At 61.1% G+C, this 13,711-nt stretch carries 12 protein-coding genes; 5 read left to right on the top strand and 7 right to left on the bottom strand.

Features of this window, described 5'->3' with window-relative positions; genetic code table 11:
- Positions 1–320: 320 nt before the first annotated feature.
- The 5 genes from FJ434_RS28540 to FJ434_RS28520 all read right to left on the bottom strand — a co-directional run bounded on the left by FJ434_RS28540 (position 321) and on the right by FJ434_RS28520 (position 6,312).
- Complete coding sequence (locus FJ434_RS28540) at positions 321–1,139, bottom strand: hypothetical protein (RefSeq protein ID WP_246678423.1); 819 nt, start codon at positions 1,137–1,139, stop codon at positions 321–323.
- Positions 1,140–1,229: 90 nt separating this feature from the next.
- On the bottom strand, positions 1,230–2,051 hold the full coding sequence (locus FJ434_RS28535; RefSeq protein WP_140752820.1) for a hypothetical protein: 822 nt from the start codon (positions 2,049–2,051) through the stop codon (positions 1,230–1,232).
- Positions 2,052–2,090: 39 nt separating this feature from the next.
- Positions 2,091–2,744 carry a hypothetical protein gene (locus tag FJ434_RS28530; RefSeq protein WP_140752818.1) on the bottom strand — a complete coding sequence of 218 codons (654 nt, stop codon included), beginning with the start codon at positions 2,742–2,744 and terminating at the stop codon, positions 2,091–2,093.
- Positions 2,744–5,839: an N-6 DNA methylase gene (locus FJ434_RS28525; protein WP_140752816.1), complete on the bottom strand. Its 3,096-nt coding sequence runs from the start codon at positions 5,837–5,839 to the stop codon at positions 2,744–2,746. Before FJ434_RS28525 ends, FJ434_RS28530 begins: the two co-directional genes overlap by 1 nt.
- The gene (locus tag FJ434_RS28520; RefSeq protein ID WP_140752814.1) at positions 5,836–6,312 is read right to left on the bottom strand and encodes a hypothetical protein; all 477 of its coding nucleotides are present in this window, start codon (positions 6,310–6,312) and stop codon (positions 5,836–5,838) included. Before FJ434_RS28520 ends, FJ434_RS28525 begins: the two co-directional genes overlap by 4 nt.
- Before the next feature lie 392 nt (positions 6,313–6,704).
- On the opposite strand from FJ434_RS28520, the gene FJ434_RS28515 reads away from it, so the two are divergent.
- The 3 genes from FJ434_RS28515 (at position 6,705) to FJ434_RS28505 (ending at position 8,422) form a co-directional block, all read left to right on the top strand.
- Positions 6,705–7,469: an SDR family NAD(P)-dependent oxidoreductase gene (locus tag FJ434_RS28515; protein WP_140752812.1), complete on the top strand. Its 765-nt coding sequence runs from the start codon at positions 6,705–6,707 to the stop codon at positions 7,467–7,469.
- A 153-nt stretch (positions 7,470–7,622) separates the two neighbouring features.
- Positions 7,623–7,934 carry a metalloregulator ArsR/SmtB family transcription factor gene (locus FJ434_RS28510; protein ID WP_140509564.1) on the top strand — a complete coding sequence of 104 codons (312 nt, stop codon included), beginning with the start codon at positions 7,623–7,625 and terminating at the stop codon, positions 7,932–7,934.
- A gap of 2 nt (positions 7,935–7,936) precedes the next feature.
- Positions 7,937–8,422, top strand: a complete 486-nt coding sequence (locus FJ434_RS28505; RefSeq protein ID WP_140752810.1) for an SRPBCC family protein — start codon at positions 7,937–7,939, stop codon at positions 8,420–8,422.
- Between the two features lie 35 nt (positions 8,423–8,457).
- On the opposite strand, the gene FJ434_RS28500 is transcribed toward FJ434_RS28505, so the two are convergent.
- Positions 8,458–9,258: a class I SAM-dependent methyltransferase gene (locus FJ434_RS28500; RefSeq protein ID WP_140509568.1), complete on the bottom strand. Its 801-nt coding sequence runs from the start codon at positions 9,256–9,258 to the stop codon at positions 8,458–8,460.
- A gap of 93 nt (positions 9,259–9,351) precedes the next feature.
- Complete coding sequence (locus tag FJ434_RS28495) at positions 9,352–10,410, bottom strand: LacI family DNA-binding transcriptional regulator (protein WP_140752824.1); 1,059 nt, start codon at positions 10,408–10,410, stop codon at positions 9,352–9,354.
- Between the two features lie 654 nt (positions 10,411–11,064).
- On the opposite strand from FJ434_RS28495, the gene FJ434_RS28490 reads away from it, so the two are divergent.
- Positions 11,065–12,027: a sugar-binding protein gene (locus FJ434_RS28490; protein WP_140752808.1), complete on the top strand. Its 963-nt coding sequence runs from the start codon at positions 11,065–11,067 to the stop codon at positions 12,025–12,027.
- A 120-nt stretch (positions 12,028–12,147) separates the two neighbouring features.
- Positions 12,148–13,686, top strand: a complete 1,539-nt coding sequence (locus FJ434_RS28485) for a sugar ABC transporter ATP-binding protein (RefSeq protein ID WP_140752822.1) — start codon at positions 12,148–12,150, stop codon at positions 13,684–13,686.
- The last annotated feature ends 25 nt before the right edge of the window (positions 13,687–13,711 follow it).

Genomic DNA, 13,711 nt, shown 5'->3' with positions numbered 1-13,711 from the left:
TGCTCTCCTTGCAAAGGGCCGAAAGTGTAACCCATCTATCCGGAATGAACTGTCACCCATCTCTCGGGAAGGGCACCGATTTCCCTCCACAGTGCGCTTTAGCCGCCGAGACCGCGCCCCTGACAAGAGCAGGAGACAGTGTATGTGTGAAAAAGCGTAGAATCGGCGGCGTTTTGCGGTGAAAAATTCGAATCGTCACAGCCTTCATCACCACGCTTAATATGCCCCACTACGCGGCAACTCCATGGTCGTCGCTCATATTTGCCCAAATCTCCATCTGCTGATCACGCGCTTGACTTTCCCTTTACAAGACGGTGTGCTCAAAGATTGTCTTCGATGGAAGCGGGGATGAGGTCTAGCGGCCCCCATCCGCGCAAGCGCAATTTCTTCAAATCTTGACGGGAAAGATCGATCGCAATTTCCGTGGTAAAGGGAACTAGGTAAGTACCAGCGTCGGAATCTTTGAAACCGATCCCCCCGGCGTTCATTGCCTTGAAGACCTTGCAGATAGCCGAGATGCAAATCGGCACGAGATCGAGATACGTCTGGTCGTCAGGGTATCGGTGCTGAGAACGAAATTTACGGATCGCTGGAAGTCCCAACTGCGAATCGATCAACGAAAATCGCGTGGCGGCTTTCGCGCCACTCACAAAGGTATCGAGATATGGCGATGCGGTTGAAGGATCGAGACGCGCGTCTAGGTCGTCCAATCTCACATGGTGGGACATCAAAATCGGAGCACCGTGAAGTGTTGGGTGGCTTGCGAGCAAAAAGGACGCGCCGAGCCAGTGTTCCACTCCGCCCCTATCGAGATGCAGGCGCCGGTGAAGGCTTCGAAAGAGCGGGTGATCACGGTGATGGATCGCGTTTCGCACTGCAATCACCAGTGCCGTGTCTCCATGGTCGAAGTATGGAAAGAAATGCTTCGATACATCATAGAGTGTATGAAAATTCTCAAGAACCATTTCAAAAGATCGATCGATATTGTCAATCGCTTCTTCGGGATCAAGCTTGAGCAGAGCACCGAAGCGCATATACGCTTCACCGTAAATTCTCATGGTATTTGCGAGTCTACTGATCGCATTCTCGATAATTTGGTTGTTATCCAAGGGCTTGTCCTCGCGCGGCGCGCGGTTCATCAGGCGTCTGATCCGATCATCGGTGATCTTGAAAAACAGCGTGCCGAACTTCCTCTCCAGTATATCACCGAACGAAACCTGTACGCATTTTCACTCTCGCGGGCCGTAGATATTCGCGAACAATGCTTTGCTCTGCTCCGCGACAAGCTTCTGAAACTCTGCGTAACATGCTGACAAGCGGAGGCATTGGGCTCTCAATTCTCGAACAACCGCGTCCAGCTTGAGTGGCGGCGTGCCGCCGATTCCATAAGACGGCGCGTTTCCGTCTTTTTGCCAAAGACGCTTGATCGATTGGGATAGTCCAAGCTCGACCCGTGGCGTGAATCTGTGGGTGTGCTTGCTCCGGAAATCATCCGTGGCTGTCTTGTAGTCGCCCATGTCGACGGTGTTGAGTGCCCTGTTCAGCTTCCTCCAGGAGCGCCAAGGTTTTGCAGTCCTGACCGCCACCTCTTCCTTGATGCCCCAATCCTCCGGAAGAGCTGCAAGGTCATCCGTCCATTCATTTCCTTGGGAAACACAGTTCGCTTGATGGGAAAGATGCGCGATCGCAAAGTAGAATCTGGCCTTGAGAGTGTATGGGCTGAGTAGCGCCGTTGAAGCCAGATCCTGCACGAACTCATGCAGCAATTGGTTTGTCTGCTGGACATCAAGCCCTTCGATGACGTTGCCCCATGCTTCCAGGCGCATGGTGAGGCCGATCAGGTGATTGATCCCGTTTGCGAGGTCGCGTGCAGCATCATCCGCGAGATCGCGATAAGCCATTTGTTGGAGGCCGAACTCCGTATCCAGCCGGATTGTTTGGGGCGGCTTGAACCAACCATAGGGCATGAAGGGTGTAAATGCCTTGGTTTCGTTGAAAGCCTTGCGGTACTCGACATATTTCGAGGCGAGAAAATCGTTTTCCTGATCCATCGTGATTTTATGCCTGCGTCCTCACCAACGACCGGTTTGTTAAGCGACTGGCTCGATCACGGGTGATCTCGAAAACAATGCATGCCGAAGCTCGATTTCTGAGCCGGCTGGGCGGACATGCCGCGTGCGAAAGCGTTCGATGGCTTCGACTGCCGTCAGCGGCGCAGGCCCGTCAATGAGTGCGAGAGGAGTATGGCCACCGATAGCGCCGGCAAGCCGCGCTTGGGCGAAGCTCACGTCCCCATCGAGCACATAGCCAAGCATGCAGCCGACGGGCAGATTTTCCGCATATTGCTCCGTGAGGAAGCGCATCATGCCTTGTGTGACGTATGCGGTCGCCAGGGAGCTACGATTTCCAGCGTGGATCACGTTAAGCCGCTTGCACTCGTAGGCCAGGTAGCGTTCCCGCTCCCAGTCGAACAGCACGGCTATGTCGATGATGCCTTTGCTGTATTTTGACCCGTCAGGAGCAAGGCCAAACGGTTCGAACTGGTATTCGACCCAATGGCACAACCTACGCACGACGACGTCCATTGCCAGGCGATCGACGAGGTTGATGGTGATGTCATCTTCGCCGGGCTGTTCCGGGAGAACGGCCATACAAGCAGGCAAAGCTACGGCGATCCTCTCGAGGAAGCGATCATCAAAGGAAACGAAGCTATCGACCCACCCCTCCACATCGCCAATCAGCATCAATCAGCACTCCGCCGATGCCGTACAGAGGCGGCTTGCTGGAGATCGAGCGCTATTCCATCGGCGTCTGCGAGCGCCGTGGAGCGCAGCCAGAAGCGCATCTGCATCGGCTTGATGAGGTACAGGCTGTCGCCAACGAAAACTCTGAGATCCGGCATAAGCTGGAAATTGCCGTCGAGCGGCCTGTGGATATGCGCTGCCAGTTGCCCGAGAACCTCACTAAGCTCGCCGGTCGCATCCTCGGCATAGTCTTCATGCCCACCTAGATGCAGACGAAGTATCGCCACGTCGGCGCCGCGCGCGACGAGCCGAGCATCGATCTTCTTGCCTCTGAACCAGTCCGCAAGGCTGGCCGCCAGTGTACGCGCATACTGCGACCGTTGTGCTTCGTTCGGCGCTCCCCAAAGTTTGGGGAAGTGGCCTTCATGAGGTTGAAGCGCAGGCAGCACCGCTTCGACGGTATCGTCGATCAATGCGACTTCATCGGGAGACAGACAAAAATACTGGTATGCGAGGCGGTCGATCTTCCGAAGGATCTCGCTCTCGTCGACCTGCATCGAGAAGGGCTCGTTGGAGCGTTGGCGTGCATCGTCCACAATCGCAATCAGCTCAAGAGCTGCCTGCGCGGCCGCATCTTCATCAGGGACATCGGCAGGTGACGGGAACGGCAACCGCAGGAGGTCGGCTTGCTTGACCTCTGGACGGTCGGACCCGAATGAAGCGGTGCCGTGAAAGGCGTACCAGACCGCGATGCGGCTATTGAGGATTGCAGTCAGAACCTTTGCACGCTCGCTCTGGCCAGCCGGCACCACGATTGCCTGCAAGATATCCTGAAAGGTGAGCGGTTCATCGCAGTAGGCGGCTCTGAGGCGATTTTGCGACGTCTCCACCCCGCGAGGGATAAGGATGCGCGTACCATTGAAGCCCGCTTCGAATCCGCGGCGACGAACTGTCGATGAGGCGGCGGATTGCAAGCCCCCCGCCGCCTGAGTCAAGCGCGTATATGCTGTAATCGGCAGGTCGGGCAGACGCCCGACATAGTCGCTCACGAGAGGAGGCGCGTCGCTCTCGCTGTCCTCATTGAATGGTTGATAGCCTTGCCCGATCACCCATCGATCGCCTGGCTCTTCGCGGCGCCGGCTCAGGCTACCGTAATCGTTGACGAAGGCCCCTAGTTTGGGGAGCCGTCCGAGGTAACCAAAGAGCTTGGCATCTGGCTCACGCATCCAGAGCCGCTGTTTGAAGATCAGCGGATTATCCAGAACCGTGCCAACCCCGAGTGCGGCCTTGTCGGCGCTGCTCAGCGTGATGACCCGCTTAATGCGGAGATTGAGATCGGCCTTCGGCGCCCAGTAGTCGAACCGATATGGGAAACCGTCCGCCTTGGCGCTGCCATAGATGATCAAAGCGGTGGGGCGATGAGCCTTCTCAAAAAGCTGAAAACGAAGGTCAGCGAAGTTAATGACACGGCGGACCCGGGATTTTCGGAAGAACGCGTCACGTGCTTCAACGGTATTCTGGGCGTGGTTGTGCAAAAATCCTATCGCTGGCAACAGAAACGCGATCAGTCCTCCATCGGCGAGATGTGAGAGGGCTTTCCAGGTGAATGCCCAGGCATCCTCGCCTCCCGGCATAGGATGGCCGGTCTTTTTGCTCCACTGCACAGACGAACGCGCGGGACCGCGGCGGCTAGTCCAAGGCGGGTTGCCGATAATGACCTCGTACTGCGTACTCTCCGGGGGCACTTCGAAAAAATCGCGGCAGACAAGGGTTTTACCCCAAAGTTCCGGAAGAAGTTTTCCCCGGGTGATGAGCTTGCGGATGTCGCGCGGCGACACCTCTTCGAGCAAAGCGACATAGAGCGAGAAAACGGCCACGCGAACGGCGCCACCATTGAGATCCCAGCCGTGAATTTGGCTCAGCAGCGATAGCAAGGTCTTCCAGGAGATCGTCTGCGTCTTGTGCTTGGCGCGCCAATGCTCACACAGCCGTTGGAACGAGCGAACGAGAAAGACGCCCGAGCCACAGGCAGGATCGAGAAAGCTCCCGGCTGTCCGAAACGCGTCCGGCAGCATTTCCCAAGCTTGGGAAACAACCGTGTCGGCGAGGAACATGGGGGTGTAGTAAGCACCATTCGCCCGCCTTTCGGCCTCACGCTCACCGAGAAAGCGATCATAGACGGCGCTGACCAGCTCGATTGGGATGTAGCGGAAGTCATAGCCCCAAAAGCGCTGCTGGCCCGAATGTGCCATCTCCTCGCGCCCTGATCGGAACCGGGCCAGGACTGCAAGATGCGCAGGCGAAACCTCTGGCACCTCTCCTTTCGGCTCGAAAGAGCAAGGTGCTACGAACAGGTCGCCATTGAAATCGGCATGAAGGGTTCGAAATAGAGCCCGGAAAAGATCAACGTCGCCCGTTTCCAATAGGGCTGAGAAGCTCTCGGCACTTTTTTCGGACACCGCCCCGAAATAGGCGGGAGTTACGATCTCACGGTCTTCAAGATATGCGATAAACATCGCTTGGATGAGCAATGCCTGCGCCGCGTCCGGGGCGAGTTCCGCAGCCTGCAAGAGGCTGTGAGATGCATTCAGATTATCAAGAAGAACCTGATCGATACGCTCCTTGGGTGGGAAGTATTCGCCGTAGTCCTTCCAGAGACGGCCGGATTCCGCGCCGTAGATGAGATTCTGGAATTTTAACGCCTCGGCCGTCAGACTCAGACTTTCAATGAGGCAGCGGGTCTCGAAGGCGTTGCCAGGGTCGCTAAGCGGAGTACGAGCGAGCGAGAATGCTCTGAGCGTATCTTCGGCAATGACCAACAGCAGGCTAGCTAGCCCTTGATTCCATAATGCGCCGTGAAGGTCGATTACCGCGGCACGGTCGTAGTGATCGGCCTCAAGGATCGCGACAGTTGGGACGCCTTGAACACAGAAGATAGCGGACACGCCCATCTCACTGAGAGCGGCCCGAATGGCGGGTGCATGGGGTACGTCGTTGACGGCTTCAGCTGACTCGTAGAGTTCAGGCGCGCGCCGATGCGTGAGGCCCAGCCGATCCTTCCACTCCGGCGCCAGTGTGGTTGCTAAGGTGGTCATGCTCGCGTCCCACGCCGTTCCGGCCGCATGGCCACGGAGGTTGGAGGGAACTGAAGATGGCCCTGAACTTGGTCGACTTCGGTTGCCGTGAGTACCGAGCGCAGTCGTGCAATGATCGGCGCGCACGGAATGTAGAGGGTGGGAGCATCCGGAGAGCGCTGGCCAGCCAAGTTTACGTCGACCAAGCGAAAACTCTCGGCGTCGATCAAGGCGACGCAATTTTCAAGCGAGAGCCAGGATCTCCCTCTGCACTCCTTGAACAACTCATCAAAACGGTCGCCGACCGTCCCTACGCGCACACCGAAATCCCTGACGAGTTCGGCGACGATCGCCATGGCGACAACGTCCCCCGGGGTGAAGCTGGGGGCATGCCCTTTATGTAGGGCCAGTGCGGGAATTGCGTCCCGCCACGTGCGAAAGGCATCCACCGAAATGGATAGCAATTCACGAATCTGGCTTTGGGTATAGCGCATTGGACCATATTAGTATGGAATTAGCCCCGTATCAATGCGGGGTTTGCCCCGTGTTAGTTCTGTATATGTTCCGTAGTCTGATGTGTCCGATCAAGCAAGTGCCACCAGGGGCAGGCCGCCTATCAAGTTTGAAAGTATGCGAGGCCTTGCTGCAGAACGGAGGCGGCCCAGACCGTGGCTCGGTCGCGGAGGGAGACGCCTTCCTCTCATACCAGACTTTTCCCGTGAAGGGTTCCCAAAAGGAGTGCTTTAGAGGGCTATGGAGGAGATGTAGTTGTCATCATCGCTCGGCGCGGTGCGCCACGATTTTCGTGTACGGCCCGGACACATGGGTTACGGTTTATACCGGAGACTTCGGTAACCTTTGGCCCGAACGGGCTTTGGAGCCTCACTTGGCCACAACCACCCCCAAAACCAGGCGCGTCCTGATTACCGGCGCCGGCGCTCTTGACGGTATCGGCTTTGCCATTGCGCGCCGGTTTGGCCGGGCCGGGCATGCGGTTTTCCTGACCGGCGCCAGCGCGCGGGTGATGGAGCGCGCTGGCGAGCTTCGCGGCGAGGGCATCGATGCCACGGCCGCGGTCGCCGATCTCACCATTGCCGCGGAGGTGGAGCGGCTGCGGGCCGAGGTCGGCGCTGTCGATATCCTGGTCAACAATGCCGGCATGGGATCGCTGGCCTCGCCATCCGTCGACAGGACCTTCCTGACGATGAGCGAGGCCGAGTGGGACCAGGGCATCGAGACCAGCCTGAAGACCGCGTTTCTCGTCACCAGGGCGTTTCTGCCGGCGATGGTCGAAGCGGGGTATGGCCGCATCGTCAATGTCGCATCGGTGACCGGGCCGCTGGTCTCCTACCAGGGCACCGCCGCCTATTCCGCGGCGAAGGCCGGGATGGTCGGCCTGACCCGTACATTGGCGCTGGAAGTGGCGCGCCATGGCGTCACCGCCAATGCCGTGGCGCCTGGCTGGATCGAGACAGGCGCGTCGAGCGAGGCGGAGCGGGTAGCGGCCCTGCATGCGCCGCCGGGCCGCGCCGGCCGGCCCGATGAGGTCGCGGCGGCGGTCGTGTTCCTGGCCTCCGAGAGCGCCAGCTATATCAACGGCGCCTTGCTGGTGGTCGACGGCGGCAACAGCCTTGAAGAACGCAAGGGATAGCCGCGCGGCCAGCCTTATGCCCGGGTGGATTTCGACCTTCGTAATTCCTTCCACCCGGACTGACCCGTGATCTCTCTCGGCAGAAATCTCCTCGCCGCCACACTGGGCCCGCCAGACATTGACTCAATCATCAGTCTGCGCTAATCATAAGTCATGACTGTTGATAGCGCACAGCTTGCCGCCCTGGGTGATCCGACCCGAAGGCAGATTTTCGAGCTGATCGCGGAGCGGCCGCGCACGGTGGCGGAGGTTACGCGGCAGGTCAGCGTGTCGCAGTCCGCGGTGTCGCAGCATCTCAAGGTGCTTCGGGATTCGCGGCTGGTGCGCGCGGAGCCGAAGGGCGCCAGCAACGTCTACCACATCGATCCGCACGGGCTTGGCCAGATGCGCGCCTGGCTCGACCGGTTCTGGAGCAAGACGCTCGCGGCCTACAAGCTGGCCGTCGAGACCCCACCAGAGGAGTGACCATGAACACGCAAGTCCCCATCGCCTCCGTAAAACAATCTGTGGTGGTCGAGGCGCCGATCGCGCGCGCCTTCAAGGTTTTCACCGAGGATTTCGGCCGTTTCAAACCGCCAGAGCACAATCTGCTTACAGCCCAAATCGCCGAGACGGTGTTCGAGCCTCGGGTCGGCGGCCACGTCTATGACCGCGGCGTCGACGGCAGCGAGTGCCGCTGGGCGCGCGTGCTGGCTTACGAGCCGCCCAACCGCGTGCTCCTGAGCTGGGACATCAGCCCGCAATGGCGCATCGAGACCGACCCGGCCAAGACTAGCGAGTGGGAGGTGCGGTTCACAGCCGAAACGGCTGAGCGCACTCGCGTCGAGATCGAGCATCGCAACCTGGAGCGCCATGGCCAGGGCTGGGAAGGCGTCCGCGATGCCGTCGCCGGCGATCAGGGCTGGCCGCTCTACCTGCAGCGCTATGTCGATCTGGTCGCTCGGCAGGCCTGACCGCAGTTTTTATAGGCGCTTCGCCGCATGGGCGGTCAGGGCACCACGCCCCTGCACGCCCAGGCGACATTGGCGAACGACCTCGGCCCGTCCGGTCGCCCGGCCTGATAGGCATCGCGTACGGCAGCCTCGGTGCGCACCCGCTCGGCCGGCTCCAGCGTGGTCATGTATTTGCCGAGTGAGCCCTCGCCGGCCGATATCGGCGCCCAATAGTCGGCGAAGTCCTGGTAATCCATGCGGATCATCAGCTCGGTTTCGGTCATTTCGGCCAGCCCCTGCTCCACGAAGGTCCGTTTCATTTCACCGGGCTGCATCATCGGCTGGAAGCAATAGCGGCTGCGCATCTGGCGGCCGCCTTCGCTGAGCGCGGCCACCGTGTCGATCATCATGCGCATGCCCGCCATGCCGCCGAGATGGTCCCACACCACGGCCGCGACCACGCCGCCCGGCCGCGTTACCCGGCGCATCTCGGCAACCGCCTTGCCGGCTTCCGGCACGAAGTGAAGCACCAGCAGCGCCAGCGCGCGGTCGAACGCATTGTCGGCGAACGGCAAGGCGGTGGCGTCCGCCTGCTTGATCTCGATGCGCGGATCGGTGTTGCGCCGCTTTGCCGCCTCGACGAAAACAGGCGAAAAGTCGATTGCCGTGATCGCCGCGAGCCCGGCGGATTTCGCCAGCTCGAAGGTCAGGCTGCCGGTGCCGCAGCCGACGTCGAGGATCTGTTCGCCGGGGGCGAGCCCGGCGAAATCGATGAATTTGGGCGCGAGCTTTCGGCTCCAGCGGCCCATGAGCTGCTCATAGCCGGATGCGTCATGAACGGTGAAACTCGACGTCATATGCCCCTCTCCTGGCTGTGGGCGCAGGCTAGACTGCAATCAGGATGAAGCCAAGGCGCGGGGAGCACGGTGGGACGGAGAAAAGGCCGGCGTTTATGCGGCGCCCTTGAACGTCGCCACGCTCTCCCGCTCCACCAGCGGGCACTCCAGCTTGGTGATGGGATAGCGCCCCCTGCCCACCTGCGCCGGCGCTTCCAGCTGCTCGATCGCCCATTGGCCCATCGCCATATGCGGCAGGATCGAGGTGGTCAGCGGCGGGAACAAATGCCGGGCGATTTCCTCGTCGTCGTAGCCGACGACCGAAATGTCGGCGGGAATGTGCAGGCCGGCTTCCTTCAGCGCTTCGTAGCAGCCGATCGCGGTGCGGTCGTTCTGACAGAAGATGGCGGTCGGGCGGTCCTTCAGGGCCAAGAGCTTCACCGTCGCGGCGTAACCGGCGCTGGCCGACCAGTCGCCCTCGACCACCAGTTCGGGGTCGAACGGGATGTCGGCGGTGGCGAGCGCGCGGCGGTAACCTTTCAGCCGGTCCTGCGCGGCCTGCATCCAGGGTTCGCCCGTGATGGTGGCGATGCGGCGGTGGCCGTGACCGATCAGGTGCCGCGTCGAGCTCTGGCCGCCGGCGATCTCGGAGGGCACCACGGCGGGGAAGGCATAGTCCGACGTGTAGCAGTTGAGCAGGATGACCGGGATGTCGAGGCCATAGAGGAAGTCCGGCGCCGTGATCTCGCGGGTGAAGATGGTCATGTAGATCAGCGCCGAAATGCCCCGCCTGGTCAGCGCCTGTATGGCGCGCGGCTCCATCACGGCGTCGCCCATGGTCTGCGCCACCAAAAGCACGTTGCCGGCATTCCACGAGGCCTGCCGCGCGCCCTCGATGGCCACGACCGCCTCCGGGCTGGTGGCGAGCTGGTCGACGGCAAAGCCGATCACGCCGTCGAGCCCATCAAAGGCGGGTCCATCAAAGGCGGCGCCCTCGAAAGCTGCAACCGGCTGCTTCAGCGCCGAAAAGGCGGGGGCGCTGTAGCCGAGCGCCCGCGCCGCCTCGATCACCCGCTCCCGGGTCTGCTGCGACAGGCGAATGCCCGGCGAATTGTTGAGCACGAAGGAGACCGTCGCCTGCGAGCAGCCGGCGGCGCGCGCAATGTCGGTCATGGTGACGCGGCCCTTGGGCTTTGCCGCCGCCTTGCGGCGCTTCCCAATGGCCCGGCCCATCGTCTCGCTCATGCCGCCCCCAAATCTCCAGCCTGTCTAGCCGCGGCCCGCCGGGCCGACAAGATGAGGCGATGCCTCCAGTCCAAGGGGACATCGACCGAACTAATAACTATTATCATCCTCGCGACCTCATCCCCTCTGCAAGCTCAAGCGTCGCAAAATCCCAAGATCGTGCGGCTTCGGCCTCGTGCGGCCAAGGGATCGACACGTCGGCAAATCGGTCCTTGCTAATAGTGTTTACTAATACAAGAATGCGCTGTACCGTCAATCCATCGCATCCGGCCCGGTCGGGTCCAGGTGTGGTGGGAGCGTCTGTGAATGGCCCGATGGCGAGCGGTATTTGCCCCCGCCAACTTTGTCTCGCATATTTGATATGTCAGACAAATCGGACTATTTACGAATGAAGAATGGTTGTCTAAAGTCCGTGGCCGTGGCTGGGAACGACGCCAGTCTTCTCAGTGCCGGGAACCCTTGGGGAGGAGGGGCGTCCAAGCCGCAAACGGCAATTCCAGTGTGCAAGACAATCCAGTGAGCAAGACATTCCAGTGAGCTAGTCCGGTCAGTCCTACGACTGACCAAAACGGGAGGTTGAACATGAAATCCTTGATACGCAATGCATCCGTGGCCGCCGCGGTCCTGGCTGTCGGCCTGACGGCGACGGCTATCGCGCGCGCCGACGACAAGCCGACGCTGGCCTTCGTCGTCAACGGCGCTTCCGATTTCTGGAAAGCGGCCGAAGCCGGCGTCAAGAAGGCGCAGGGCGAACTGCCCGACTACACGCTCGAACTCAAATATCCCGAACAATCCTCGGTCGCCATCCAGCAGCGGCTGATGGACGATCTGGTGACCGCCGGCGTCAAGGGCATCATGGTCTCGGCCGTGGATCCCAAGACCTCGACCGATGGCCTGAACAAGATCGCTTCGCAAACGGCGCTGTTCACCACCGACAGCGATGCTCCGCAGACCAAGCGCGTCGCCTATATCGGCTCGTCCAACGTCGACGCCGGCAAGCAGGCGGCTGAAATCGCCAAGAAGGCGATGCCGAACGGCGGCAAATGCCTTGGCTTCGTCGGCCTGCTCGGCGCCGACAATGCCAAGGAGCGCATCCAGGGCATGAAGGATGGCCTCGCCGGCACCAAGATCGAGCTCGTCGACGTGCGCGGCGACGACATCGACCAGGCGCGCGCCAAGAAGAATGTCGAGGACGCGCTTGTCGCCAGCCCCGACGTCACCTGCATGGTCGGCTTCTACTCCTACAACACGCCACGCATCTATGAGGCGCTGCGCGATGCCGGCAAGCTCGGCTCGATCACCGTCGTCGGCTTCGATGACGATCCGATCACGCTGGGCGGCGTCAAGGAAGGAACCATTGCCGCCACCGTCGTGCAGCAGCCCTTCGAATGGGCCTATCAGGGCATGAAGCTGATGGCCGCCTATCTCAAGGGCGACAAATCGGGCATCCCGGCCAACGGCCTGATCATCATCCCGACCAAGATCATCGGCAAGGATGACGTCGACGCCTATGCCGCCAATCTCAAGGCGATGTCTGGAAACTAAGACTACACCCGGTTCAGCCGGCTCAACTCGCTTGAGCCGGCTGTTCGCATTGACGAACCCTGCCGGGATCGTCAGTCTGCAGATCGGGCCGTTTTGGCCCACCGGCTGCTGTCAGGCATGATGAATTATTCCGACACATCCATCGCGGCGACCACTCCGTTCCTCAGCCTGGAGAACGTGCGCAAGACCTATCCGGGCGTCGTGGCGCTCGACGGGTTTTCCATGGAGGTCAGGCCGGGCGAGGTCATCGGCCTGGTCGGCGAGAACGGCGCGGGCAAGTCGACGCTGATGAAGATCCTCGGCGGCGTCACCACGCCGGATACCGGCACCATCACCGTCGACGGCACCGCCCATAAGGACCTGACGGTCGAAGGCAGCCTTGGTTCCGGCATCGCCTTCGTCCACCAGGAACTCAACCTGTTCGAAAACCTCGATGTCGCCGCCAACATCTTCTTCGGCCGCGAACCGCTGCGCGCCGGGCCGCTGAGGCTGGTCGACCGCGCGAAACTGCGCGAAATGGTGGCGCCGCTGCTGAAGCGCGTCGGCGCCAATTTCTCAGCCGACACACAGGTCGCGGACCTGTCGCTGGCGCAGCAGCAGATGGTCGAGATCGCCAAGGCGCTGTCGATCAAGGCCAGGCTGGTCATCCTCGACGAGCCGACATCGAGCCTGCCGCTCGCCGAAACCGACAAGCTGCTCGACGTCATCAAGGCGCTGAAGGCCGACGGCATCAGCGTCATCTTCATTTCGCACCGCCTGCACGAGATCGAGCGCGTCGCCGACCGGGTCGTCGTGCTGCGCGACGGCATGCTGGCCGGCACGCTAGGCAAGCGCGACATCAACCACGACCAGATGGTCAAGCTGATGATCGGCCGCATGCTGAAGGAACGTGAAAAGGCCTCCGAAGCGGGGCGGGCGCCGGGCGCCGTGGCGCTCTCGGCCAAGGCCATCCGCACCCCCACCTATCCCAGCCGGCCGGTCGATCTCGACGTCAGGCGCGGCGAAATCCTCGGCCTTGCCGGCCTCGTCGGCTCCGGCCGCACCGAACTGGCGCGGGTGTTCTTCGGCATCGAAGCCAGCCTTGGCGGCACGCTGGAACTCAACGGCAAGCCGCTGGCGCTGGCGAGTGCCGCCGATGCCGTCGCGCAAGGCATTTTCCTCGTGCCGGAAGACCGCAAGCTGACCGGCATCCTGCTCGACCTGTCGATCGCCCAGAATATTTCACTCCCCAATTTGCCGGCGCATGCCAGGCGCTCGCTGGTCTCCAACAGCGCGGAAGTCGCTACCGCCGAGAAGCAAAAGAAGAATCTCGGCATCAAGGCGCCTTCGGTGCAGACGCGCACCGGTACGCTGTCGGGCGGCAACCAGCAAAAAGTCGTGCTCGGCAAATGGCTCGCCATAAACCCGAAGGTGATGATCCTCGACGAGCCGACGCGCGGCATCGACATCGGCGCCAAGGCGGAGATTTACGGGCTGATGCGGGCGCTGGCGGACGCCGGCGTCGCCGTGCTGATGATCTCCAGCGACATGGAAGAGGTGATCGGCGTCTCCGATCGCATTGCCGTCATGCATGAGGGCCAGATCTCGGGCATTCTCGACAAGGATCAGTTCAGCCAGGAAAACGTGCTGCTGCTGGCGGTGGGCAAGCCGGCAAACTAATGCATGCCGCGCAAAAGTGACCCTC

Source organism: Mesorhizobium sp. B2-5-13, assembly GCF_006440535.1.
GTDB classification, from domain to species: Bacteria; Pseudomonadota; Alphaproteobacteria; order Rhizobiales; family Rhizobiaceae; genus Mesorhizobium; species Mesorhizobium salmacidum.
Note: the sequence above shows the minus strand (reverse complement) of the source record. Positions and strands in the feature narration are given on the sequence as shown.